Annotated in this window: 27 protein-coding genes and 2 pseudogenes; 13 read left to right on the plus strand and 16 right to left on the minus strand. The window is 64.1% G+C overall.

Features of this window, described 5'->3' with window-relative positions; all coding sequences use genetic code 11:
• Nucleotides 1-222: 222 nt before the first annotated feature.
• The 6 genes from QA634_RS16920 to QA634_RS16945 form a co-directional block, all read right to left on the minus strand.
• Nucleotides 223-1,364 (minus strand): IS3 family transposase gene (locus QA634_RS16920; RefSeq protein WP_085984467.1). Its coding sequence is split into 2 segments (ribosomal slippage): nucleotides 223-1,097 and nucleotides 1,097-1,364, totalling 1,143 coding nucleotides; the frame shifts between segments, so codons are not numbered across the junction.
• A 791-nt stretch (nucleotides 1,365-2,155) separates the two neighbouring features.
• Nucleotides 2,156-2,380: a hypothetical protein gene (locus tag QA634_RS16925; protein ID WP_085984460.1), complete on the minus strand. Its 225-nt coding sequence runs from the start codon at nucleotides 2,378-2,380 to the stop codon at nucleotides 2,156-2,158.
• A gap of 343 nt (nucleotides 2,381-2,723) precedes the next feature.
• Nucleotides 2,724-2,930, minus strand: a complete 207-nt coding sequence (locus QA634_RS16930) for a hypothetical protein (protein WP_236728750.1) — start codon at nucleotides 2,928-2,930, stop codon at nucleotides 2,724-2,726.
• 748 nt (nucleotides 2,931-3,678) lie between these two features.
• Nucleotides 3,679-4,179 carry a DUF2165 family protein gene (locus QA634_RS16935; protein WP_012333142.1) on the minus strand — a complete coding sequence of 167 codons (501 nt, stop codon included), beginning with the start codon at nucleotides 4,177-4,179 and terminating at the stop codon, nucleotides 3,679-3,681.
• A 418-nt stretch (nucleotides 4,180-4,597) separates the two neighbouring features.
• Nucleotides 4,598-4,825, minus strand: a complete 228-nt coding sequence (locus tag QA634_RS16940; RefSeq protein WP_012333143.1) for a hypothetical protein — start codon at nucleotides 4,823-4,825, stop codon at nucleotides 4,598-4,600.
• 1,829 nt (nucleotides 4,826-6,654) lie between these two features.
• Nucleotides 6,655-7,146 carry a MucR family transcriptional regulator gene (locus QA634_RS16945; RefSeq protein WP_012333144.1) on the minus strand — a complete coding sequence of 164 codons (492 nt, stop codon included), beginning with the start codon at nucleotides 7,144-7,146 and terminating at the stop codon, nucleotides 6,655-6,657.
• Nucleotides 7,147-7,682: 536 nt separating this feature from the next.
• On the opposite strand from QA634_RS16945, the gene QA634_RS16950 reads away from it, so the two are divergent.
• Nucleotides 7,683-8,387 (plus strand): LuxR C-terminal-related transcriptional regulator, encoded by a 705-nt coding sequence (locus QA634_RS16950; protein WP_012333145.1) that lies wholly within the window; start codon nucleotides 7,683-7,685, stop codon nucleotides 8,385-8,387.
• Nucleotides 8,388-8,748: 361 nt separating this feature from the next.
• On the opposite strand, the gene QA634_RS16955 is transcribed toward QA634_RS16950, so the two are convergent.
• From QA634_RS16955 to QA634_RS16985, 7 genes are all read right to left on the minus strand, one after another.
• Nucleotides 8,749-9,513, minus strand: coding sequence for a CDP-diacylglycerol diphosphatase (locus tag QA634_RS16955; protein WP_012333146.1), 765 nt, complete (start codon nucleotides 9,511-9,513; stop codon nucleotides 8,749-8,751).
• A gap of 288 nt (nucleotides 9,514-9,801) precedes the next feature.
• The gene (locus QA634_RS16960; protein ID WP_012333148.1) at nucleotides 9,802-10,071 is read right to left on the minus strand and encodes a hypothetical protein; all 270 of its coding nucleotides are present in this window, start codon (nucleotides 10,069-10,071) and stop codon (nucleotides 9,802-9,804) included.
• Nucleotides 10,068-10,418, minus strand: coding sequence for a hypothetical protein (locus QA634_RS16965; protein WP_150108676.1), 351 nt, complete (start codon nucleotides 10,416-10,418; stop codon nucleotides 10,068-10,070). The genes QA634_RS16960 and QA634_RS16965 overlap by 4 nt, the downstream gene beginning before the upstream one ends.
• Before the next feature lie 97 nt (nucleotides 10,419-10,515).
• Nucleotides 10,516-10,830 (minus strand): SH3 domain-containing protein, encoded by a 315-nt coding sequence (locus QA634_RS16970; protein ID WP_012333150.1) that lies wholly within the window; start codon nucleotides 10,828-10,830, stop codon nucleotides 10,516-10,518.
• A gap of 44 nt (nucleotides 10,831-10,874) precedes the next feature.
• A complete protein-coding gene (locus QA634_RS16975) occupies nucleotides 10,875-11,111 on the minus strand; it encodes a hypothetical protein (RefSeq protein WP_018260331.1) in 237 nt (78 codons plus the stop codon).
• Nucleotides 11,112-11,353: 242 nt separating this feature from the next.
• The gene (locus tag QA634_RS16980) at nucleotides 11,354-11,629 is read right to left on the minus strand and encodes a ribbon-helix-helix domain-containing protein (RefSeq protein WP_012333152.1); all 276 of its coding nucleotides are present in this window, start codon (nucleotides 11,627-11,629) and stop codon (nucleotides 11,354-11,356) included.
• A gap of 3 nt (nucleotides 11,630-11,632) precedes the next feature.
• Complete coding sequence (locus QA634_RS16985; protein WP_012333153.1) at nucleotides 11,633-12,268, minus strand: ParA family protein; 636 nt, start codon at nucleotides 12,266-12,268, stop codon at nucleotides 11,633-11,635.
• 261 nt (nucleotides 12,269-12,529) lie between these two features.
• Here QA634_RS16985 and QA634_RS16990 point away from each other — a divergent pair, with 261 nt between their 5' ends.
• The 4 genes from QA634_RS16990 (at nucleotide 12,530) to QA634_RS17005 (ending at nucleotide 14,310) form a co-directional block, all read left to right on the plus strand.
• On the plus strand, nucleotides 12,530-12,751 hold the full coding sequence (locus tag QA634_RS16990; protein WP_012333154.1) for a hypothetical protein: 222 nt from the start codon (nucleotides 12,530-12,532) through the stop codon (nucleotides 12,749-12,751).
• A gap of 112 nt (nucleotides 12,752-12,863) precedes the next feature.
• Nucleotides 12,864-13,097, plus strand: a complete 234-nt coding sequence (locus tag QA634_RS16995) for a hypothetical protein (protein ID WP_012333155.1) — start codon at nucleotides 12,864-12,866, stop codon at nucleotides 13,095-13,097.
• 14 nt (nucleotides 13,098-13,111) lie between these two features.
• Complete coding sequence (locus QA634_RS17000) at nucleotides 13,112-14,035, plus strand: site-specific integrase (protein ID WP_012333156.1); 924 nt, start codon at nucleotides 13,112-13,114, stop codon at nucleotides 14,033-14,035.
• Nucleotides 14,035-14,310: a hypothetical protein gene (locus tag QA634_RS17005; RefSeq protein ID WP_012333157.1), complete on the plus strand. Its 276-nt coding sequence runs from the start codon at nucleotides 14,035-14,037 to the stop codon at nucleotides 14,308-14,310. The genes QA634_RS17000 and QA634_RS17005 overlap by 1 nt, the downstream gene beginning before the upstream one ends.
• 70 nt (nucleotides 14,311-14,380) lie before the next feature.
• Here the strand turns inward: QA634_RS17005 and QA634_RS17010 are convergent, their stop codons facing one another.
• Complete coding sequence (locus QA634_RS17010; RefSeq protein WP_012333158.1) at nucleotides 14,381-14,872, minus strand: DUF992 domain-containing protein; 492 nt, start codon at nucleotides 14,870-14,872, stop codon at nucleotides 14,381-14,383.
• A gap of 79 nt (nucleotides 14,873-14,951) precedes the next feature.
• A complete protein-coding gene (locus tag QA634_RS17015; protein ID WP_198293003.1) occupies nucleotides 14,952-15,281 on the minus strand; it encodes a hypothetical protein in 330 nt (109 codons plus the stop codon).
• 558 nt (nucleotides 15,282-15,839) lie between these two features.
• On the opposite strand from QA634_RS17015, the gene QA634_RS17020 reads away from it, so the two are divergent.
• The 3 genes from QA634_RS17020 to QA634_RS17030 all read left to right on the plus strand — a co-directional run bounded on the left by QA634_RS17020 (nucleotide 15,840) and on the right by QA634_RS17030 (nucleotide 17,798).
• The gene (locus QA634_RS17020) at nucleotides 15,840-16,148 is read left to right on the plus strand and encodes an HU family DNA-binding protein (RefSeq protein WP_012333159.1); all 309 of its coding nucleotides are present in this window, start codon (nucleotides 15,840-15,842) and stop codon (nucleotides 16,146-16,148) included.
• A gap of 128 nt (nucleotides 16,149-16,276) precedes the next feature.
• Nucleotides 16,277-16,528, plus strand: a complete 252-nt coding sequence (locus QA634_RS17025; protein WP_012333160.1) for a hypothetical protein — start codon at nucleotides 16,277-16,279, stop codon at nucleotides 16,526-16,528.
• A gap of 307 nt (nucleotides 16,529-16,835) precedes the next feature.
• Nucleotides 16,836-17,798: an IS481-like element ISMtsp15 family transposase gene (locus QA634_RS17030; protein ID WP_012333161.1), complete on the plus strand. Its 963-nt coding sequence runs from the start codon at nucleotides 16,836-16,838 to the stop codon at nucleotides 17,796-17,798.
• A gap of 540 nt (nucleotides 17,799-18,338) precedes the next feature.
• On the opposite strand, the pseudogene QA634_RS17035 reads toward QA634_RS17030, so the two are convergent.
• A pseudogene (locus tag QA634_RS17035) lies at nucleotides 18,339-18,634 on the minus strand (recombinase family protein); the annotation flags it as partial.
• A gap of 294 nt (nucleotides 18,635-18,928) precedes the next feature.
• Between QA634_RS17035 and QA634_RS17040 the strand changes: the two are divergent.
• From QA634_RS17040 to QA634_RS17060, 5 genes and pseudogenes are all read left to right on the plus strand, one after another.
• A complete protein-coding gene (locus tag QA634_RS17040; protein WP_012333162.1) occupies nucleotides 18,929-19,357 on the plus strand; it encodes a potassium channel family protein in 429 nt (142 codons plus the stop codon).
• Between the two features lie 177 nt (nucleotides 19,358-19,534).
• Nucleotides 19,535-20,935 carry an IS30-like element ISMtsp4 family transposase gene (locus QA634_RS17045; RefSeq protein ID WP_012330561.1) on the plus strand — a complete coding sequence of 467 codons (1,401 nt, stop codon included), beginning with the start codon at nucleotides 19,535-19,537 and terminating at the stop codon, nucleotides 20,933-20,935.
• Nucleotides 20,936-21,055: 120 nt separating this feature from the next.
• Nucleotides 21,056-22,168: a PQQ-dependent sugar dehydrogenase gene (locus tag QA634_RS17050; RefSeq protein ID WP_012333163.1), complete on the plus strand. Its 1,113-nt coding sequence runs from the start codon at nucleotides 21,056-21,058 to the stop codon at nucleotides 22,166-22,168.
• A gap of 266 nt (nucleotides 22,169-22,434) precedes the next feature.
• Nucleotides 22,435-23,394 carry a hypothetical protein gene (locus tag QA634_RS17055; RefSeq protein WP_265576629.1) on the plus strand — a complete coding sequence of 320 codons (960 nt, stop codon included), beginning with the start codon at nucleotides 22,435-22,437 and terminating at the stop codon, nucleotides 23,392-23,394.
• A gap of 284 nt (nucleotides 23,395-23,678) precedes the next feature.
• Nucleotides 23,679-23,855: pseudogene (locus QA634_RS17060) on the plus strand (IS256 family transposase); the annotation flags it as partial.
• Between the last annotated feature and the right edge of the window lie 3 nt (nucleotides 23,856-23,858).

Here is a 23,858-nt window from a genome sequence, read left to right on the forward strand (position 1 = left end):
TTATTTATTGAGGCTGGCCATATCGAGTGTTGGGTGATTTGGCAACTCGGATAGGCGGCTTAGGGCTTGCTCAGACCGCATCCATCTGAGGCCGGTAATTAAGTTGTGCACGCTGCAAATAGCGGCCGTAAGTGCCTCGGAATGCTAACGGTCAAGCTGTCCGGAGCATGCACGGACGTTGCAGTGACCTGACCGGTATTTTGGACCGGGCCGATTGAGAGGCTACTGCATGGCGGCAGCCATGGATGGGCGGAAGGCCAGATCCGGGACGGTGACCGGCGCAGGCGACCGATAGCCCAAGGATGAGTGTGGCCGGATGCGGTTGTAGGTGGTCTGCCAGCGGCCGATCACGACCTGCGCCTCCTTGAGCGAGTAGAAAATCTCCTGCTTCAAGCATTCGTCTTTCAGCTTGCCGTTGAAGCTCTCACAGTAACCATTCTCCCACGGCGAGCCTGGCGCGATGTACTGGATCTGCGGACCGGTCCTGGCGACCCACTTGCGCAGCGCCTTCGAGATCATCTCGGGGCTGGTGTCGCAACGGATATGCTCCGGGATGCCGTGCAGGCACATCGCGTCGGCCAGCGCCTCGATCACGCCCAAGCTGTTGATGCGGCGAGCGACCTTGAGAGCCAGGCAAGCCCGGCTGTGCTCGTCGATCAGCGCCAGGACACGCAAGCTCCGCCCGTCGTGGGTCTGCGCCTGCACGAAGTCGAAGCTCCAGACATGATTACGGTGGAGCGGTCGCAACCGCACGCACGATCCATGGTTCCGCCAGAGCCGTCTGCGCGGTCGGGGCTTTTGCGAGACCTTCAGCCCCTCGCGACGCCAGATGCGCTGAACCCGATCCTTGCCCACCTGCCGGCCGGCGGTCTGCAGCAGCGCGGTGACACGGCGGTAGCCGTAGCGCCCGTACTCGGAGGCCAAGGCGATGACGGCGCGGGTCAGCCCATCCTCGTCAGCCGGCACGGTGGGCATGTAGCGTTGCGTGCCCCGGTGCTGGCCGACGATCCGGCAGGCGTGACGCTCCGAGAGGCCGTATTTCTCTCGGATGCCGTCGACCGCCTGCCGGCGTCGCTCGGGGGCTACAAGTTTCCCGAGGCGACGTCCTTGAGCACCTGCTTCTCTAGGGACAGATCGGCGACCAGTCGGCGCAGGCGGACGTTTTCGCGCTCAAGATCCTTCATCCGACGTGCCTGATTGACCTGCAGGCCGCCGTACTCCTTGCGCCACCGATAATAGCTCTGCTCGGAGATCTCCGCCTCCTTGCAGGCGAGCGCGAGGCTCTTGCCGTGCGCCGTCAGCACCTCGATCTGGCGCAGATTCAGCACCACCTGCTCCGCGCTCGTCTTCTGACCTCGCTTCATCCCCAACTCCTCTGGTCCTGGCCGATCCTCTCAATCAGCCCGGCCCAAAGCCAGCCGGTCAGGTCAGGCAAGGAGCCGCTGATCACTGACTCGAACTACGAGAGCAGCATACGCCGATGTGCGGCGTCGGCAGGCGCCCCCAATCTGCGGCAGCCGCCGCACCATGATCTGCCGGATTAAGCAAGTATGCTCGTGGAACTTAAGCCAAAGCAAAGCGTATCCACTTTGGCCTCCTCCGCCATGCACGCTTGTTGCAAGTCTCCATGCAAGATGGCGTGAAGCTGTCCCATTCCGAGTTGGCCTCCTGCCGGCGGTGCCAAAGTGGATCAGATGCAATCGTCCTCAGACGCGGCTCCGGCGGTTGTACGCACACCCGAGGAGGTCGCAGCCGTCCGTGCGCAAGCAATCAGGCATGCTCATCAACTGCGGGCGCTAGCCTTCATCGCTCTGCGCGATGGCATGCCAAAATCCGATCTGCGGGCCGCCAATGCCCGTGCGGCGGCCCGGAGCGTGATCCGTGCTGCAAGGCGCGTTTCCGAAGACGCCAAAGCGGCAGTGCGCGCGCGCGCCCTGGAGGTGGTGTCTGACACGGCAGATCACCTGGAGCCCGCCTAGCGGGCGGTACAAGCGCCGGCCCCGCGGCCGCTCGAACACGGCGCGACGACAGACTCCGTTAGACCTCTGCTGACACTTCCCGACATGCATTTTGCCGGAATACCACTTCCAGGGATCTGACGCGGGTTAGGGCGGCCCTGCATCTCTCAATGAGAGCCGCCCGGCTTCAGAGTGCCTTAGCGGGAATAGCAGACACGCGAGTAGCCCCAGCCGTAGCCACAACGGTCGTAAGAACCGCTGTAAAAGCCGCCGAACCGATGGAAGCCACCACCGTGGAAGCCGTGATGGAAGCCGTGTCCGCTGAACCCGCGCCCACCGAAGCCACGTGCTTCGGCAGATCCGGCCAGGGCGACAGCGGCCACGCCGGAGATGATGGCAGCGCTCAGAATGGTCTTGATCATGTCCTGCTCCTCTTCATGTCAGGTGAGAGCAGGATGGCGTCGGCTGAGATCGGCTTCCGTGAGGCGGATCACACAAACCTTGTGGCAGAAGGCCGATGACGGTGCTCTGCGAAGGCCGGGAGGAGAAACGGAAAGCCTGATGGCCGCCGCGCTGCCGGAACCTACCGCGGCCCCGCGCGATGACGCCTTGATCTCATCGGACCTCGCGCGCCGGCCGGGCTCCGGCGGGCAGGGCGCGGACTTGATGCTCGGTCGGGAGAGGCATATCGGATCTCGCCTTCGGGATGGACGACGGCCGAGCAGGTGTTCAGGGCGTGGTACCCTGATGGATCCATGAGGCGCCTCAGCCCGCGATCCTCTCGTTCGCGAACCGGGCTCGCGCGGCGCCATCGGCTTGCAATCCGTGCTCGTTGCACCCGGCGGCGAACTCATCGGGCTCGACGAGGACGCGGACCATGGTCACGCCGCTGCGCGTCACCTCGCCCTCCACCTGCTCCGCCGAGATCCGCCAAGCTTCGTAGCTGGTGGGTAGCCGGTCTGCGTCCTGCATGAAGGCTCGCATCCGGGCGTAGTCCTCGGACCGGTACCAAGCCATGCCGACGCGACGTGGACGCTCCATTACAGAAACCCTGCCCCGAGTGCCCCTTGAAGGCATTGGCTCGCCGGATGGAGCCCACCACTGTCCGCGGATCTCGATAGCCGCTCTGGTCCATGATCCGGGCCATGTCGGCCCCGCGCTCCGCGGCCGTGGTGATGTAGCCGGCCCGCAGCGCGTGCGCTCCGAACGATGAGGCGCCATGGCATCGCGTTCGCGAGCCCAGCAGGGCGGCTCAGGCGGCCCGTGGCGCCCGTTCTGCCGATCGCCGGCCACACACAGGCTCCCACCTGCACCGCCGCGTCCATCCACGGCCCTCCAGATCGGCCGAACCGCTGTCGTCCCTTAATCCAACTCTGGAGGGCTATGCCGAGGGACTGGTGCATGAGGTGCGGCGGCAAGCGGAACGGTCGTCAAGCTGCCGGGACGGCGCTCGGCGGCATCACCTGCGTCTTCTCCGGCGCCGTCGCGCCCTGCACCAGCCCTCGATGCGGCTATCGAACGGCTGCGGCAGGGCGTGGAGCCGGATGCGTAACCGCAGGCAACGGTAGGTGGACCAAGACGACACGGCCAGTCAGCGGGTCGAGGATGCGGATCTGCGCCATGCACGCCCCCTCGGGAGGAACAACCAGGGTGTGCCGATCGAGGTAGAAATCCGTAAACGGCCCGACGTGCGCCAGGGCACACGTCGAAGGTGCTGACTTCATTCTAGCCTGTCTGCATCTGGTAAGCTGATGTAGATCAGCGCGCCTAAGGTCATGACAAGGAACCGGAATGCGCTGTCGATACCATTCCATTCATGTGACATCCACATGCCGAACCACTCACCTCCAACAATGATCAGCCCAACCTGCCAGAGTAAGTAACCAATTGTTAATCCAGCAACGGCGCTGTTTTTGGCTCGACCGAATGTGATCGCATCACTTTTAAGATGTTTAAAAAGTTGAACAGCCCCAACCCAGCACAGTGCAGCAGAGATCACCTCAGTTGAGATAATCATCAAATAAGCTGCATGGTGCAGGGCTTCAACATTGATAGCGCGATAGCGGATGCTCGCGGCCGGGAATGTTGTGTCCATCATCAGTACATGCTGTACGAAAGGCAAGTTCGTGCTGTAATCTGTGATATTACCAAACGCGACAAGGCTAAAAAGCAGTGCGATGGCCGCAACTGTCAATGCTTTGGATAGACGAACAATGATCATCACATTGGCTCCCAAGCCCCTGCTTTCGAATTTTCGGCGCGCCACTCCGAGCGGCGAGACACCAGCCGGGACGCTCTCACACCACCTAGGGAGCAGTGTAGTAGGTCGGCAGCAAACTCCGGAGCAACATAAGATTCTCTTTAGAAGAGCACAGACCGCCACTGCTCAATCGGGTGCGTTGACGGTGCCCACAGTCCTCACGGCTGAGCTAGCGCTGCATTCCTCGTGCGACATGCCGCGCGAGAAGGAGAAGCAGGACTGCCAATGCCGTGAGAACAAGGACAATTATATAAATATCCGCCTCTTGTTGACTGTCGGCCACCCTTAAACCCTAAGCGACCACCACGCCTCGCCAACCAGTACAGCGATGAGCAGGGCGTTGCGGAAGCGCATCTTGAGAGTTGCTGGCCGGATCAGATTACAATGCGCTCTCGATTGAGATTTCAGGCTCAACCACGTCTGTGCGGTCGTGTAGAAGAAGCTCGGCGCGGACGATCGCGACCACCAGCAGCGTGGCTGCTAGCAGGACCGCCACGAATGTGAGCAACGGCGTGATGCCTTGCGCATGCCGTCTGAAAGCTCTGAGCAGCGCGCACCCGAGCAGAAAACTAAGGGCCGAAATGACCGGTGGCGTTTGAGTGATCATATTTTCCCGGGCCGATTGCACACAATCTTATTGTTTCAGGGAGGAGCCGCGGGAGCATCACCCGTTTGAGGGACGCCCGTGGAATGAGTCACGGCGGCCCGGCAGCTGAACAGAGCGGAGCAACATGGTGCTAAAGTACTGCCGGAGGATTGCCACTACCGACTGCGTGGTCAGGCGCTCTTCACCCCGCACCCGGCCCGAGCGCGACACCGGCCGGAACACCGGCCCGGAGGTGATACGGGCCGCCTCCAGCCACTCGCGGACGAGGGCGACCGACCGCACGAACCGGCCGTGCGGGATCGCCTTCTCGAACCCCGCGCCCTCCTGGTCCGTCTTCGCCGCACCAGCACCCGCAGGCCCTCCGGGTGCTCCTGCAAATCCTCGACGTCGAGGGCGACCAGCTCGGACCGCCGGAACGCGCCCGCGAAGCCGAGCGCCAGCAGCGCGCGATCGCGCTTGCCGGTGAGCGTCTGCGGCACGTGCACGAGCATGGCCGAGACCACGTCCACCGTGGCCACCGCCTTTCGGGTCGGGGCGGTGCCGATCCTGCACCGGATCCCCTTCACGGCCGCACGCACCGCCTCGTCCTCGGACGGGTACCTTGGCGAGCTCCGACAATGGTCGTCAGCCACGCGGATTTCCGCGGTAGTCATAAGGCCCGCACCTGATGGAAATTTTGGCCTTGCCGCGCTCCAACTGGTGCAGATGAGTGCCGAGGACACGCCAGACGACCCGCCGCGTTGCCTCCCTCCCCTCGTTCGCGCACGCCAGGGTCGCGCGAACTGCCCCCTCCCCCGTTCGGGCGGTGCGCCGAATTTCGCACTGCCACGAGCTCCCAAAGCTCGCATCACGAGCGATGACGAAGGCCGCGTCCTCAGTTTTCCTGGGGTCGGCCTTGCACGTCTTCGGACTCGACGCCCAAACGCCGACGTGGAGTTCAGCCCCGACCGCCGGAGTGATGATGACACCGGCTAGTGCACTGACGCCTTCAAAACGTACAAAGCTCAGCGCGATTTCTCGGGCGTTTGCAGACGTTTAGCAAATGAGCGCGTGGTGCGTTCGTCAGTGTCTGTGCACTAGGATGGAGATCAGGGCACGCATACTGATCCACTTCGTTGCAAAGTCCACTCTCCAGCGGAGCCCACCTCACCGTTGAGCGGACCGGGGGACCGGTCCACAAATTTACTTCGTGGGGTTCGGCCAATTGTGCTTCTCGAACTCCCGGCCGATCATGGTCTCGACGTATTCCTGCACCGTCGTGCCTTTGAGTGCGACCATCGCCTTAAATGAGTTGAAGGTGGGCGCGTCGAGCCAGACAGATAGAGCTCGCCACAGCGCTGCTGTCCGCGCACCACATCGCCGACCGCGACCAGCTCGCGGCCTTTATCCTCGACGAGGCCACCGGCTTCGGCAGCAATCCCTTCGCCACCACGACGGCCGGCGCTGCGCACCAGCTCTGGAGCACGCGCGCGATCGAGTTCCCTGCCCTCCAGATCGCCTCGCTCGGCCTACCCTGCCTGCTGGTGGCCCTGGCGCGCCTGCCTACTGGCGAGCGGCTGCAGCAGGAGGTTCTGCGGGCAGGTCCGCACGTCCTGTATGTGCTGCGCCAAAGCGACGGCCCCCACGTGGTCGGCGCCGTGCTGCATGGTCGGCCGGGCCAGGCGCTCCCGGGATACGTTCTGCCGAAGAGGCGTGCGCGGTCGCGGCGGTCCCAGGGCACGGCGCAGCTCGACCTGTTCGCGATGCTCTGACACGAGGGGCTCCGCTGCAGAGCGAGGCCCTCTCGATGTCGCTGTCGATCCGGGACGTTGTCCGGCCGCCTCGCTCCCTCAGCTATCAGCCTTCCTCGGCCGCCCACGCCCCTTCTTCGGCTCGGCGCGGGCGCTCACCTTGGCATCGGAGGCCGCCCGCTTCTCGGCCGCGGGCTTGCGGCTCTGCCCAAGGCCGATCTGCTTGGCCAACTCGGAACGTGAGGCCGCGTAGCTCGCCGCCACCATCGGGTAGTTCGGCGGCAGGCCCCACTTCTCCCGGTACTGCTGAGGCGTGAGTCCCCGCCCCGTCAGGTGCCGCTTGAGCGACTTGTAAGGCCGCCCGTCCTCCAAGCTGATGATCGCGTCCGGGGTGATGGTCTTCTTGATTGGCATCAATGGCGTGAGCTTCACCGGCTCCGGCTCCGCCGGCTTCCCAAAGCTGCTCAGTGTCCCATGGATGCTCTTGATCAGGTCCGGCAGGTCAGCAGGTCGGACGTTGTTGTGCGACACGAAGGACGAGACGATGTCGCTGACCAGCTCGATATGGCCAGGGGCGGCTTCTTCACTCATCAAGTGTTCCTATGCGAGAAAACTCGGACAGAGTGATACTTAATCGTCTGCCTGTCAACTTGCCTGACAGGTCAGCGCAAAATTCTCGCCTGCATCGGCGCCGTGCCCACTAAGTACAGTGCTGATGTGGGGCGGCAGAAAGGGGCAGAGCTTGAGGCCCTGTTTCCTCCTCGGGAGCACGGTCGCAAGCCGGGCGGAGAGGCGTCGGCGGCACCTTCCGCCCAACCACGAGGGAGGGGCCGCACGATGCCAATGCTCCTCAGGCCGCGGGCGGCGCGGCGGGGATGCACGGCGATCTCAGGAAACGGCAGGTCGGCCGAGAGGCGCTCAGTCGGGATGACAGGCCGTGGCGACTGCGGGGCGGTTCACGTTCGGCAGAGACTACGTAGGCCTAGGAACGGTCAAGATTGTTGGAAGTTGATGGCCCGTTGCGCGATCGCACGTGTGATTGGCCGGAAGCACACTCCTGCCCATCCAACCGCTGCGCCTCGGCTTGGCATCAAAGTTAAGGAAAACAAGCCGTGCCAAAGATATTGATGATCGACGAGCACAGCGTTTATAGGTCCGGACTTCGCACCCTTATTCCAATCAAGATTGAGGCGGCCACCATATTTGATGTTCCGTCGATCAAGAATGTTGACGATCGAGCGGGATTTGATCTTGTTCTATTAGACGCCGGAATATTCGATCGCGAATGCGCCCTGTTCATGAAGGAGGTGCGAACAGCAAGTCCCAATACCCGCTTCGCTTTGATGTCGCAGTCACGCGCCCGTTCCGATGTGATTGAGGCTATCTCAACAGGATTTCACGGCTTCATTTGCAAGATGGATCCCGAAGCAGATTTATTCGCAGCCATTAAGGACCTGCTTTCAGGTCGTATTTATGTCCCTCGGTGGGTTGCTGATGATGACGGCGGCAATAATGAAATTTTAGCTCTTGAAATCTCACCAATGGAGCGCCTAAAGATCACAGCTCGTCAACGTGAGATCTTGTATTTGCTAGCTCAAGGAATGTCAAACAAGGAAATTTCTAGAATTCTCCAGATTGCCGAAGGGACGGCGAAAATTCATACGACTGCACTCCTGCGGGCACTCGGGGCGCGCAACCGAACTGAAGCGGCAACCGTGGCCGTAAAGCTGCTCGGCTCGGCGCCGCAGGCGATGAAAACAGCCGGCGGTCGCATCGCTCTTGATAAAGTGCAGAATGTACGCGCAAGGCCATGGTCTCACATATTTGGGTGAGCGTTGGTTCCTGAGAGGCGAGAACCGCTGAAGCCCCGCCTTCGCCGCCTTTTAGCTCACCGTCAGCCTGGACGGTCGCTCTAGCACTACTTTGGCAGGTTGAAGGAACGAGCGGCCGGAGCGGAGGGTTTGCCTGGTAGGATGGTCCAGCGCGGATGGTCGCGATGGCAGCAGGCGACTGGCATGGAGACCTGTCCCGCTGGCTCCAGCCGTTCCTGACGGCCCTGTCGCATCCCGCCCGCCGCGCGATGTGCCCGCAGTGCTAGGGCGTGTCTGATCCATCATGGAAGCGAGGAGCGGCGGCACCTCCTGCCTGTACTCAGCCAGTACCTGCCTCGCCTTCGACAATGTGATTTCGGTCTCATTGCATTGCCGTTCTCTTCGTCAATGAACAGCTGTGATCTAGTACCTTTTCCGCGGCGCTATATTTCTGGCGGTAAGCTAGGAGGTATAAATCACCTCGTACGCCATTCGTTGCACTCACAGCAGCGAAGGTCACATCACTGAGAGAACCTGAACTCCCTGGCAGCTTTGTAAGCTCTGCAAAAGGGTTGAAGATTTGCACATCCGGGGCCTCAACCCTCATGGCATACAAAGGGCTTCCTTGAACTATCATCGGAAGGCGCGTCCAGGCTCTTCGAATGCCCTGAGCATACCGTTGAAGCGCTACCTGTATGCTCGGCTTGAGGCAATCCACGTGGATGTGGAGCTGATCCTGACTGCGTCCGCTTGTCGAGTTCACGGCCAGACCAACGTCGTCGATCGGCAGCTCACCCTTGAGGACCTCAGTCACGGTACTGCGAGCCGTCAGCGCAGCTCGCCAGTAGGCGTTGCCCGTAGAGGTTTGCAGCTCAGGTGCCTCGAGGCCAACGACACTCGCAGTCGGCATAACGACGAGGTGAGTGCGCTGGCCGGGCGCACGCAGAACCGCCGTCCCGGGCCGGGCTCCATCGCCGAGATCGACAGAGAGGCAGGGGAACGCTCCGCCCGTGGTCTTCTTGGCAAGGATGCAGCCCTGCAGGGCAACCCAGAGAACGTCACGCGGAGCACCGGCCGCCGCGCCTACTCCCGCCGTTATCAGCGCGACCGCGAGCAGGGCGGCCTGAAGCGAATGTGCAGGTTTCACTTGGGGCGGCTCTCGGATCTAAGACGGTCAGCGTGGTTCATGCGTGGCCGCTCTGCTCCGAGAAGATGCGCCGGGCCTCAGCCCGCAACACGTCCAGCTCATCCTGCAGCCCGTTGATCTGCCCCTCCAGCTAGTCGAGCGTTACGCACTCTGCGGTCAGGCAGACAACCTCTTCGTTCGGTCCTGAAGTGCCGGCGACGGCAACGGACACACGAGCTGGCATCGTCGTCGTGGCAGGCTCAACGTAGAGAGTGACAGTCCCGAGCTGGCGCATGGTGCAGTCTCCGTTCATTGCTCGTCCTGAGTGCCGTCTGCACGCTCGCGCGCTTCACCCTCGCCGGCCGTTCTGGCTCGGATCTGATCCATGATGGGAGCCAGCAGCGAAGGCACCTCTTGGCCGTACTCAGCCAGGAGCTGGCTGGCTTTGGCCAAAGCGTGAATGTGCCCATCCGGAATGGGCCGTTCGGCCATGTGGTCGCTCAGCACGCGCTCGGCGAGCTGGTTCGCGAGCCGGGAGACCTCGGCGAGGCGCTCTGGCGGGGGCTGTCCGTCCGTCATTGCAGGCTGCCTCCGCTTCTCGGTCCTGCGGCTCGCGTCAGCTCGATCATCTTTTCTCGATACCCGCGCTCCATCGCGCTCCAGAGTTCGCTCCAGTGCTCACCGTCGGGGTCAGCACCTCGTGCCCTGATCATATCCCGCGCGGAAAGATCTATCCGGCTCAGCGCAGCATCGGCTTTCGCCTCGACACCGGCGATCGACCAATCAGGGGCAGCCGTGATCCTGTGAAAGGTATCCTCCGCCACCTGTGCCGCGAGCCCACGCCCTAAGAGGACGAATTCTTCAAGAGTTTCGGGCTCCATCGGCTCGCCTGGGGTGCCCTGAGTCTTATCGCGGCGGCCGCTCATCAGCGCCTCAGTGCTCGTTGCGAGTGTCATCCTCACGATTGCGGAACCGGATCCCGGCGCCGCCGCCATTCTCGGAGATGAACTACAGGCCGGATGGTTACTCATCCTCGTCTAACGCTCGGCCGCGCCGGACTGGTGGGGCTTCAGGGTAGACGAAGCGGCGCGACACCCAACCTTCGACCTTCCTGTAGCGCACGAAGATCCAGTTCCCGTTCACCTCGCCCGTGGGGACGATGCCGCGGCCGTTGGGCGGTATCACGCCAACGATCCTGGCTTCTGCCGTCGGGTACTCGCGCACGTTCAGGACGTCGTTGGGTGCGGTGTCTATCACACGCAGGGTCTGCTGAGCGTGTGCCATCTCAGGCGCAATGAGGGCGCTTACTGCGACCAGCGCCTTCAAAGAGGCTTTCATTCGTTCCGCCCTCCAATCACCGTGTCACTGTTCAGCAGCGTCCCTCATGCGTGGCCGCTCTGCTCCGAGAAGATGCGCCGAGCCTCAGCCCGCAACACGGCCAGCTCATCCTGCAGCCCGTTGATCTGCCCCTCCAGTTCGTCGAGCGTCACGCATTTCGCGGTTAGGTAGACGACCTTTCCGTCCGGTTCCGATGTGTCCGCGACGGCAACGGACAGGCGAGCCGGCGCCGAGGATGTGGACGGCTCCACGTGGAGAATGATGGCGCCGAGCTGGCGCATGGTGCGCTCTCCTCGCTTTGCTCCCTGGGTCAGAGCTCCACTATGAATGCTCGTCGCGAGCACCATCCTTTCAAAGGCGAAATCGCAAGCGCCGTACTCCAGCCTAGCGAGCAGTCCTGAAAGCTTGGCGGCTTATCATTGAGACGGCGTCAGAGCGAGATTTCCAGCCCTCAAGCTAGTTTGACACCAAGGCACCGAGACGGAAAGGCGGCCTGCCATCAAGCCGTCTCCCCGTCCGCTTATCAGTGTCCGTGACGGCGCAGAACGTCACGGATCGCCTCCTCCGCGAGCGCCTGGGCGGTCGTATCCTGGTCAAGGGCGATCTGCCGGAGCGCTTTCCGCTCGGCCGTGGTCATGCGGACGATGATCTGCACCCGTCCATCTGACACCTTCCTGCCCATCGGGGCTCCCCCGGTCTCGGCCTTGGTCTCCTCTGCCGGTGCGGGCGCCTCCGCAGGACCGACCTTGCGGGACAGCCGGTCCGACAGGCTGGTGAGCTTCGGTCGTTCGTTCGCCATGTCCTACCCCTCCAACCGGCTCTTCACTTCGCGCCAGAGGGCAAGCATCTCGGCCGCGGCCCTGCCCTCCGGCTCGTACTCGTTCACGGTCTGCCCGCCGATCACGGCGCGGCTCATCGCGACCCGCTGGGAGACCACGGCCTCGGCGACGGTCGCCCCCATCTTGGTCAGCGTCTCCCGCGCCTCCGCCACGATCGCAGGTTCGGCCGCCCCGGTGCGCGGTGGCGCGTGATTGATGACGGCGAGCGGCTGCTTCCCGACCCGTTGTGCGAATTCCAAGGTGGTCGCCACGGCCGCGAGGTCGAACCGCCCTGGTCGGGTTGGGACCAGCACGAGGTCAGCGACGCGCATCGCGTCGGCGATTGAATTCTCCGCGTGGGGCGGCGTGTCGACTATCGCGAACGCCACGCCCTCGTCCCGGGCGGCCGGCAGGATCCGCGGCAACTCCCGCGCGTCGCACTCCACGAGGGCGGGTGTGTCGCCCGGCCGGAGCTGCCACCACCAAGCCAGGGATTGCTGGGGGTCGGCGTCGAACAGCAGCACCGGCTTCTCGCCCTCGGCCGCGATCACGCTGAGGTGCGTCGCCAGGGTCGCCTTGCCGACACCGCCCTTGCGGGCCGCTATCGTGATGGTTTGCACGGAAGCCGTCTCGCGGTGTCGAGGTCAGGACGTCGAGCATGAGAGACGGCTGGGTAACACGCGGTCTCTGCGGCTCGCCACCAGGACGGCTTGAAGCCTAGCCGTCGTGCGGCTTCGCGTTCAAGACGGAGGAGCGGCAAGCCGGCTGGACGGCTCACCATCTCGCCATGTAGATAACGAGACGTCTTGCTATCAGAACCGCTTGCTGGCTCATCTGAGTCCTCATAATTTTCGATAACCGTTCTTCTCGATGGTTTCAGCATGGCCGATCCGACCCCCGACCCTTACCACTCCGGCGAGTGGCTCGCCGCCGCCCAGGAGGTCGCGCGCAACCTCGGCTTCGGGTCGCTGGCCATGGCGCCCGCCGAGCACTGGCAGAAGGTGCTCGCCTGCGTGCGCGACAAGATGCGGCTGCGCGGCGTCACCCCACCCTTCGGCTGGGACCGGGACCTCGCCGAGCAGGCCGGCCGCACCGGCCGCTGACCTCGCGCTCCAAGGGGGCTCCGCCGTGATACCTCCCGACCCTTTCGCCTCGCCTCTCGGCCCCGTGCACCACTCCGTGGAGCGGGCGGTCCAACTCGCCGTGCAGAACCAAATGGACCCGCACCCCGACGTCGCCGAGGGCGTCGCGTGCTACCTCGCGGGCATTCGGGCGCAGGCCCTCGTGCTCGCGGGTGAGGGCGGCAGCGACCGGTTCCTGGGCGCCGTGCGCGCGCAACTCCGGCTGATGATCCCGTCCGACCCGAAGGCGCTCGCGGTCATCGCGGACGACGCCGGATCGGTGCGCCGCCTCGACACCCTCACCCTGATCGCCGACGGGCTGCTGTAGGAGGCCGACGCGCGATGCCGACCATCCCCGACCGCCTCGCCCTGCCGGCGCCGCAGCGCGCCACGGTAGCGCACATCCCGGATGAGGGCGCCCTGCCGGCCGAGTCCGTGGCCCTGGTCCAGGTCTACCAGCGCGCCAGCAAGGCGGACGCGACCGTGCGCGCCTACCGGGCCGACGCCGCCGCCTTCGAGGCGTGGTGCACCCGCTACGGCCTCTGCGCCCTCCCGGCGAACCCGGGGGCGGTCGCGGCCTTCCTGGTCGCCGAGGCCGAGGCCGGCAAGGCCGCCTCCACGATCGGCCGGCGCTGCGCCGCAATCTCGTACGCACACAAGCTCGCCAAGGCGCCCGACCCGACCGAGGACGAGGCCGTGCGCGCGGCCGTGAAGGGGATCCGGCGCAAGATAGGGACGGCCCCGGCCCGCAAGGCCGCCGCCACCGTCGACGTGGTCTCGGCCATGCTCGTGCACGTGCCGCAGACGCTCGCTGGGAAGCGCGATCGCGCGCTGCTCGCGCTCGGCTTCGCGGGCGCGTTCCGGCGGTCCGAGCTGGTCGCCCTCGACGCCGAGGACCTGCAGGAGCACCCGGAGGGCCTGCGGGTGCTGGTGCGGCGGTCGAAGACGGACCAGGAGGGCGCGGGGTTCGAGAAGGCGATCCCGCACGGCCGGTTCGTGCGGCCGGTCGCCCTCGTCCGCGACTGGCTGGGGGCGGCCGGCATCACCTCCGGGCCGGTGTTTCGACCAGTCTCGCGCTCGGGCCGGGTGCGGGGCGAGGAACGGCTGACGACGCAGTCAGTGGCCGCGATCGTGAAGCGGTACGCCACGGGGGCCGGCATGGCCCGGATCATGGATCAGAGCGGCCATCGGGACCCGCGGACGGTGGTGGGCTCCATCCGGCGAGCCAATGCCTTCAAGGGGCACTCGGGGGCGGAGTTTCTGTGATGAAGCGTCCACGCCGCGTCGGCATGGCTTGGTACCGGCCCGAGGATTACGCCCGGATGCGAGCCTTCATGCAGGACGCAGACCGGCTACCCACCAGCTACGAAGCTTGGCGGATCTCGGCGGAGCAGGTGGAGGGCGAGGTGACGCGCAGCGGCGTGACCATGGTCCGCATCCTCATTGAGCCCGATGAGTTCGCCGCCTCGTGCAACGAGCACGGATTGCAAGCCGATGGCGCCGCGCGAGCCCGGTTCGCGAACGAGAGGATCGCGGGCTGAGGCGCCTCATGGATCCATCAGGGTACCACGCCCTGAACACCTGCTCGGCCGTCCTCCATCCCGCGAGAGCTCAGCGCGTCAGGCTCTCGGTCGAAGCTGCGAAGGCCACCTGCGGGTTGTTGAGCGCGAAGTTGATCACCCGCTGGCCAGAATGACTGACAAGCTTCAGGCTGATGGGGCCTCTCTTCAGGCTGGTGCTCTCCCCCGATGAGATGATCTCAGGCCGGTCCGCCTGGGCAGCGAATGCACCGGTGAGCATGCTCGGGCGGCTGTAACCATCCTTCGTCATCACTCGCCACGTCATCGTCTCGGCCGTCGAGAGGTCCCCTTTGCGACGCACGGGAGAAAACATTGCCATGTAGGTCTGCTTGAAGCCGCCCCGGTCCGCCACGAACGTGCACTCGGCCACGGGCGTCCGGCCGAAGACAAGCGTCACGTTCGGCTGGGTGGTGCAGGTCAGGGTGCCGGCTTGCTGAAGAGCTGCGCTCGACAGGGAGCTGTGGGCGTAGGCAGCGCCGGCCGCGAGAGCACCGGCAGCAAGAGCGATAGCAATGGAGCGCATGGAGCGAAACCTTGGGCTTGCTAACCCCTGGTGGGCAGCTCTCGAAGATTGCCAGAGCGTTTGATGCTCGAGCTTGGTGTTAACCAATGCTGTCCATTCGTTTCGGGCGTATTGCTTCATCTGTTACGTGCAGGCTTTTGGTGCGAAGCCGCACACAACACTCCGGAAAGCGCGAGCCGCGCGAGATGAGCGAGCCTGAACTCAGGCCAACCCCATCCTGGTACCGGACCGCGTACCGCTCAAAGCCGGCCTTCGTGTTCATGGTCTCGCATAACGACCGGGCGACCGACCATTGAAAGAGAGTCAGGCGGACCACCGCAGGGCGGAAGCTGCAATCGATGATTTGCCAAGGCTTGCCCGCTGCCCTCGCCAGCTGCAACGCTTCGATCCGTGCATCGCTCTCGGCCATCGCGGTCCTCCGACACAGAGCGCCGCACGGGTCTCACACCGCCAAGCTCATACCAAGAAAAGCTCGCCGCAACAGCACTTAGGACCCAAGCTAAGCTGTGTTGTAGCTTCGGCAACGCCGCAAGAAAAGCCCGCCGCGGCAGGACCGGGCGGGTTGAAGTACAGCTCAAGACGCTCACACCAGAGCACGATATCCTCGGCAACGAAACTATAATCGTGCTGGGCTGTGCCAGATCGTCTGGTTTCAGACACTTTAAGCGGTGCGGTTATAGCCACGAAAGCCCACGTTTCAACCTACGCTAACGGATTGCCCGCTGCACGTTCCTCAGGCCAGGGCCGTCTGCACATTGTGCAGGCTGAGCGCCGTCGTGTCGGAGAAGCCAGCCGTTTGCATAAGCGTCAGTATAGAAACGAAAGAAGCCCGCCACGGCGATGGGGGTGCCGGGTGGGCAGAAAGAGAGTGGGATCGATAAGGATCGGCGTCACTCGACCACAGCCGTGGAGAACGCGCCCTAACCTATGCTATGTTGAAGGTGTCCGAAGGTCCCATCGTACCCGCATGCTCAGAGCGCAGCTCATCCAGCGCGTCGCGGAATTGAACCCGCATCTTCCCTATAGCCAAGCTGACGCAGTCGTGCGCGCGATCCTGGACCGGATCACCGAGGCCCTGATGGAGGGTGACCAGATCGAGCTGCGCGGCTTCGGGGCGTTGAAGACGACGGCGAGAGAGGCGCGGCGAAGTCGCAACCCTCGCACGGGCGAAGCGGTCGAGGTCCCGGCCAAGCGCGACGTGGCGTTCAGGGCCTCGCGTGAGATGAATGGGCGGCTGAATCCCACGCCCAGTCAAAAGCTGCGCGCGGCGGAGTGAGGGTTGGGCCAGCCTTCACGCGTGTGAGGACGTCCAGCGGCGCGTAAGCCCCTGTACGGTCCGTATGATATCAGGGCGGCTTTTCGTTAACATGGGTGAACGCTGCGCGTTGCCGTGCAGAGGTGCCCATGCTCGACGACCAGCTTGCCCGGGCAGTCCGCGCGATCGAAGAGGCCCGCTGCCTCTGTGAGCAGGCAGAGCGCGAGAGGGCGCTGGCCCGCGAGCTTGCCCGTCGGCTCGACCTGAGCCGTGCCGAGTTCAAAGCGTTCCAGCACAACAGCGAGATCGTCCTCCGGGCCGCCGTGAGGGCCGCCCTGACCCCCGGCCCCGCGCCGGACACCGTCGTCCGGCCTCGCGCGCGAGGCGGTGCGGGGGCGTAAGTGCGTGTATGGAAACGGTTTCGGGGCCTCCGGACAGTCTTCCGAAGGTCTCGCCCGGGCCTCAAGCCGGCCGCCAGTCGAGGACCAGTTGATCGGCCTCCGGCGGGGCCTCGTGCGCACTGGCCTAGACTATGCTTTGCTCGCTGCGCTTGCCGCGCCATGATCTGTGAGGTTCGGCGACATCGTTTCAATCTCGCCGTCCGCGCTCCCGGCCGATCTGGCATTCCGATTGCTGCTTCTGCTGTGGAGCTGTGGGCAGCGCGGCACGCGCTGTCCATCAGATCCCCAGCCAACGCGAGACACGGCCATGGATCTGACGAAGGCGCGTCTGGGATGGATTGAACTCTATGCCCAGACCGGCGACGCCGGCCTCGTTTGCCGCCGCTGCGGCATCTCACGCCCGACGTTGCGCAAGTGGTGGCGGAGGTATCAGGCCGCTGGTCCAGCTGGGCTGGTGGAACACAGCCGCCGTCCGCGACGCTTGGCAGCTCAGAAGGTGTTTGCAGAGCACGAGACGCTGATCCTCAGCCTCCGACGCGACCGCAAGCTCGGGATCAAGCAGCTCCGCAATGAGCTCGTCCGTCAGCACGATCTGACGCTGTCGCTCGACACCATCCATCGCGTGCTCGTCCGTCACGGCGAGCAAGTGCTCAAGCGACCGCGGCGGCGCGTCAGAGGGAAGCTCCGCTATAGTCGACCCGTGCCGGGCGATCGGGTGCAGATGGACGCCTGCAAAATCTGCCCGGGTGTGTACCAGTACACCGCCATAGATGACTGCTCGCGCTACGCCGTGTTGGGGATCTATCCACGCCGGACCGCCGCGAACACTCTCGATTTTCTCGACCGCGTGATCGAGGAGATGCCGTTTGCCATTCAGCGGATCCAGACCGACCGCGGACGCGAATTCTTTGCCGAGGCTGTGCAGCAGCGGCTGATCGACTGGGGCATCAAGTTCCGCCCGATCCCGCCACGATCGCCCCATCTGAATGGCAAGGTCGAGCGCAGCCATCGCGCCGCTCTTGAGGAGTTCTGGACCACTGTGGATCCGAAATCCGCGGACATCGCCGACCGCGTGGCCGAGTGGCAGCATCACTGGAACTGGAGCCGCCCCCATTCGGCGCTTGATGGCGCATCTCCCATCGACCGGGTGGCTGAACGCTCGGACCAGACGCCGCTCCGAGAAGAGGTGGAAGCCCTCTTCGACCCCGCTAAAGCGCGCATCCGTCATCCGGACTACCGCATCGATCAGGCCTTGGCCGCGGTGAAATGATCTCCCCAGACCCTACACATGATCCCCTTCGCGGCGAGCCGCGGGCCGGGCTTGAATGAGGGCTTCGGGGCCCGGCCCGCACTCGCGTCCAGTCCCGTTTAGCGTGCGTGACAGACGGCCGGCTCATCCAGGGGCACGCTTCTGGTGTGACCGCCTCCTTGCTCCTCAGCATCACTGGGAGGCGTCACCCGCGGGCCGCGGCATTCCTCCCCAACCTGAAGCGCGGCCCGCGGCTCTCTTCGCGCGCGGCACCGGGCGCTTCCGGCCTTCCAGAAGGGGGCCGCAGGCTCCTCGCCTTCACACCTTGAACCCGCTCGCGCCCCTCCAGGACGTTCAGGTTCTCACAGCAGGCGCGCGCCTGCGCCTCGACCACGCAGCTCGCCTCCAGGTGCCAGCAGTCCTCGCGATCCCCCGGCTTGTCGCAAACACGAACGCGCTGCCGTTCACGGGTCGTTAGCCATAGCCGCCCAGCTTGCCGCCTCCTCTCCGGAGCCGGCCCATGATCCTCCACGCCCTCGCCCTCACGCTGAAGCGACAGGCCCGCACCGCGACGCCGCGGCCCATGAACTCGCGGATGGTCTCGCACACGTCGGCGTAGTAACGGCCGAGGCGGTCCACCCACCGGACCACCAGGGTGTCGCCACGGCGCGGCTTGTCGAATTGTCGAACAGCCGGCGCCCACCGGGTCTGTCAGCAAGGCGGGTGCTGACACCTGACACGCCCTCGTCAGTCACGACGTCGTTGATGTGGAAGCCTGCCGCGGCAGCCTGCTTCTCCTGATGCGCGGTGGTCTGCTCGTTGGTGCTGACCCGGGTGTAGAGGATCGTCTGCGACATGGCCGGATTCCATCCTTAAGGATGGAACCCGTATAGACAGATGTCCGTAGACGGAAAGCAACCTGTACGGACACGATTTTTTACCCCTCTCCCGAGCGTCCGCAGGGGTATACTACTCATACGGACAGCGCAGCCCCTCCGTACGGCGCTCTGATACTTGGCTAGATCTTAACAGTGGAGGCGGCGCGCCCGCAACACACTGCTGCTGCTGGCCTTCATATCGAGGCGTCGCGAGCCAGAAATCAGGATTGGTGGTATGAGCGCTCATGCATGATTGCTCAAAGGAGCTAGGTTATGCTGATTCAACTGGCAGTTGGCACATTCGGTAGCATGTGCAACATAGTCTGCCATTCTATTATGATGACTGCCCTCATTAAAGTTGCTCGCAACCGTGCCCATTCGACCTATTACGGCGCCTTTGCATTATCTTGTATCATGGTTCCTAGTATGTTTGTGCTCATAATTGCACATGTATTGGAAGTATTGATCTGGGCCATTATCTATAATGTATTTGGAGTCATTGCAAATGATTCCGAAGTAGTTTATTTTGCGTTCGTAAACTATACCACACTTGGGTATGGTGACGTCACGCCACTTCAGCGGTGGCGCCTTCTCGGTCCGATTGCTGCCATGAATGGTATCCTTCTTTTCGGTTGGTCCACGGCTGTTATCTTCGAAATCCTTCGGCGCGCCCTGATCCGCATGGATGAACTTGCGCTGTAGGACATGTGCTCTCATACCGGCGCGGCTTTGATCTGATCCGTTCATACAAACCATGGTGCGCGGAGATGCGGGTGAGGAGCAGAGCGCGTCAGCATAGTTCGACATTCCGGTTGTCCGGTGGGGTATACCTGGTGGATTCAAGTGGTCGTCGCAACGGCTTGGCGGAGGGCGGTTGTGATGGCAGGTCGGCGGCGTTCGGATCGGGCACTTCGCGAGAAGCTGCGGTCACCGGGTCGTCCCGGGGTCGGTCTGCGCGAGACGCGGCGGGGGTTCTGGGCGTTCCTCGCGCAGGGTCTCTCCAGCGAGGTCGCAGCGATGAAGCTCGGGATCTCGCCACCGGTCGGCTCGCGGTGGTTCCGGACAGCAGGCGGAATGGCACCTTCCCACCTGTCACCATCATCCAAGTCGCCTTCTGCGCGCTACCTGTCGTTGGCTGAGCGGGAGGAGATCGCGATCCTACAAGCGCAAGGTCACGGGGTCCGGGACGTCGCTCGGCGTCTGGGACGGGCGGCGTCGACCATCTCGCGGGAATTGCGCCGCAATGCGGCGACCCGCAGTGGCGGCCTGGACTATCGCGCCACGACCGCGCAGTGGCACGCTGAACGCGCGGCACGCCGGCCCAAGCCAGCAAAACTGGCGGGGAACGCAGCGCTGCGGACGTACGTGCAGGAGCGGCTCGCCGGAACTGTCGCGACACCGGGCGGGAGCGCTCTGCCTGGCCCTAGCGTTGCCTGGAAGGGACGGCGGCACGGGCGACGCCAGAGCCGGCGATGGGGTCGATCCTGGAGTCCGCAGCAGATCGCCGAGCGCCTACGGCTCGACTTTCCGGGCGATACGACGATGCGCATCAGTCACGAGGCGATCTATCAGGCGCTCTACATCCAGGGCCGGGGCGCGCTGAAGCGTGAGCTGACCGCGTGTCTTCGCACAGGACGGGCTTTGCGTGTGCCGCGGGCCCGCAGCCTGGGCCGAGGCAGGTCGTTCGTCACCCCCGAGGTGCTCATCAGCGAGCGTCCGCCCGAGGTGGAGGACCGCGCGGTGCCGGGGCACTGGGAAGGAGATCTGATCCTGGGTCTGAAGAGTTCGGCGATCGGGACCCTGGTCGAGCGCACGACGCGCTTTACGATGCTGCTGCATCTTCCGCCGATGGACGGCCATGGGGTGACACCGCGTGCGAAGAACGGCCCGGCGCTGGCGGGGCACGGGGCCCAGGCGGTGCGCGAGGCGATCGCCGGCACGATCGCGCGCTTGCCCGAGCAGCTGCGGCGCTCGTTGACCTGGGACCAGGGTACCGAGATGGCCGAGCACGCGCGCTTGCGGATCGACGCGGGTCTGCAGGTCTACTTCTGCGATCCACGCTCACCCTGGCAGCGGGGGACGAACGAGAATACGAACGGGTTACTGCGACAGTACTTCCCGAAAGGAACGGATCTGAGCGCCCACAGCGCGAACGATCTTGCTGCTGTGGCCGCAGCCCTCAACAGCAGACCGCGCAAGACGCTGAACTGGAAGACGCCGGCAGAGGCGCTCGACGCTGTGCTGGCTGCCGTGCAAGATGGTGTTGCGACGACCGCTTGAACCCAAGCCTCACCGGACAATCAAAACACCGAACGGGGCACCAGTTCGCCCGACTCCAACCTCGTTGATCCTCACCAGAGTTGCCGCGTTGCCGAGTGAGGTGCCGGCCGGAGTAGTGCTGTGATCCGACCTGTCGTTCTCGCCATTGCCGCGCTCGTGGTGGCTTCCCTCCCTGTCGCGGGTCAGCCGGCACAGCGCCTCGGAACAGAGAAGGCCGAGATCATCGTCGAGACCGTCGCGGGCGGTCTCGAGCATCCCTGGGGCCTCGCCTTCCTGCCGGATGGACGCATGCTGGTCACCGAAAAGCCGGGGCGCCTGCGTATCGTCTCGGCTGACGGCAAAGTCTCACCCCCGATTGCCGGGACGCCCCAGCCGCACGTCCAGTTCCTGGATGTGGCACTCGATCCCGACTTCTCTGAGAACCAGCTTGTTTACCTCAGCTATGTCGAGTCGCGTGGGGGCGGCTTGGCCACGGTGGCTGGACGTGGGCGGCTCAGCACGACCGGTACGACTTTGGAGGGCTTCGAACTCATCTTTCGGCAGCAACCGACCTCGCCGATCGAGGATCACTTTGGATCACGCTTCGCGTTCACGCCAGACGGCAAGCTCTTCATCTCGACGGGGGACCGTGACGAGCCTGACTCGGCTCAGGATCTCTCGACCGACATGGGCAAGCTCATCCGCGTTAATCCGGACGGCACCGTGCCGGCCGACAACCCATTCGTGCATCGTGCAGGAGTTCGGCCAGAGATCTGGTCTTATGGTCACCGGAACATCGAGGGCCTCGCCATCCAGCCAGGGACCGGGGTCCTCTGGGCGGGGGAGTTCGGACCGACGGGCGGTGACGAGATCAACGTTCCCAAGCCGGGCTGCAACTACGGTTGGCCCCTGGTGAGCTGGGGTGATCACAAGGACGGGCGCGCAATTCCGCGGCCGCCGACACGGCCTGACCTAACGGACGCCATTTATCACTGGACACCATCGGTCTCGTTCTCTGGTATGACGTTCTACACGGGGTCTGCGTTTCCGGCCTGGTATGGAAACCTGCTCCTGGCCGGACTGGCTTCACAGGCCTTGATCCGTCTGACGCTCGCCGGGGCACGTGTCACCGGGGAGGAGCGCATCGCGATGGACGCGCGCATCCGGCACGTTGCCCAAGGACGAGATGGCCTTCTCTACCTTCTGACCGACGAGGACCAGGGGCGGATCCTACGTTTCAAGCCGGGCGGTTGAGCTCAGTTCCGACTGGTGGGTCTCCTCTAGGGAATGAAATTTGAAGTATCTAAGCTAGCCGCTCACCAGTGGAGACGCAGGGGCTGGCCCATGCCGCAGCGGCAATATCCCCGCTGGCATTCAGTCACTCACAATCCAGCCGCCGTCAATATGCACCGACGAGCGTGGTGAACGGCCGGCACGGACCCCGCGCAGACCCGAGTTGACGTGTCTCGATAGGGTATTCCCTCGTTCAACGGCTAAGCTATGGTGGGTCGCCGCGCAGGATGGTGCTGCGATTTGATGATCCGACCGGTGATCGGGGAGACAACCTGCCGAACTCGACCGCCCCACTGATCAACTTGTTTGAGCGTAGCGGCTCCGCTCGAGCGGGGTACGCGATGCCGCACATCCTGTGGCTTAAAACAGTGATTGCGCTCCTCGCCCTGCTGTCTTGGTCAGGAGTTGCTGTTGCGCAGGACGCATCGATCACATTGGCCGACGATCCCTTCGAGATCACCGATCCGCGCGCGAATGCACCGGGCGAGGCAAACCTCTCCATCATCGGATCGTACGAGCGCGCGGCTCAAGGACGGGTGCGAAGCACGTTCGGAGCCGAGAGCGAATACAGCATCGGTATCGTCCCGGATCTGGATTTCCGAGTGGGGCAGACAGGTGCCTACGGCAATCTCGACATCCGCCGCAGGCTTGGCACCGTGTCGACGGACCCGCAGAGCGCAGAAGGTACTAGCGAGCGTGCGGCGCTTGGCGGAACGACACGGTTTGGCGCCCTCTACCAGTTGAGCAAGGAGAGCGGCGCTCTGCCCACCATCGGCTTGGTTGGCCGTGTGCGGGCCCTGTATGGACCAGGGCGCGTGGCATACGACGCTGAGGCTGTTGTGTTGTTCGGCAAGACCCTCGCGCCAGGTGAACTGCCGCTCGGTATCAGCCTCAATCTAGGCTGGGCCGGCCGCCTCAACCCACAGCAAGGGGAACGGCCAAACCGCTACTTGGTGAACGCCTCTGTCGGACAAGCGGTTACGCGCGACACGGCTCTGGTGGCGACCTACGCACGCGAACAGCAGGACCGCGGCGACGCGGATTTCAGTTTGGTGCAGGTCGGCGTCCGCCATCGTTTGCGCGAACAGCGGGCGATCTTAGGCATAGCTGCTGGATTTGGCCTGAACCGGGATACGCCGCAGTTCCAGCTTGCGGTAGCCGTGCAATGGGAACTAGGAGGCTTGTAAGGTGTGACTGGCTAATGCTCCGATGAATTTTGCCCGTGTGGATGCCTCAATTTTACAAAGAGCGATCTCCAAGCGGGAACTCCCCGATTAGGAATGCGGGTGCGAGCCGGGCGGGGCTGCGTTGGCAAGCTTGGTCGGTTGCCCCTCGGTCTCCTCGATCTCGGGACCGTCTTCCTGCGGGATGGAAGAGCTATGCGGGAGAATGGGTGACGCGCTCGGCGTGAGGGCGGCGTATCGAGGCGGGTGTCGAGCCTGCCAGGACCTCTCATCGAGAGCGATACGCCATGGACAGCCCTACCAATATCGTCCGCCTTCGTCAGCCTGAGGAAATCGACGATCCCCTGACGGAGGTGCTGCGCGCCGGCGCCCGCCGCCTGCTCGCCCAAGCCGTCGAGTTGGAGGCTGAGGCCTTCCTCACTGCCATGCAGGATCTGCGGCTACCGGACGGACGCGCTCGCCTAGGT

It is taken from the genome of Methylobacterium sp. CB376 (genome assembly GCF_029714205.1).
In the GTDB taxonomy this organism is placed as follows: domain Bacteria; phylum Pseudomonadota; class Alphaproteobacteria; order Rhizobiales; family Beijerinckiaceae; genus Methylobacterium.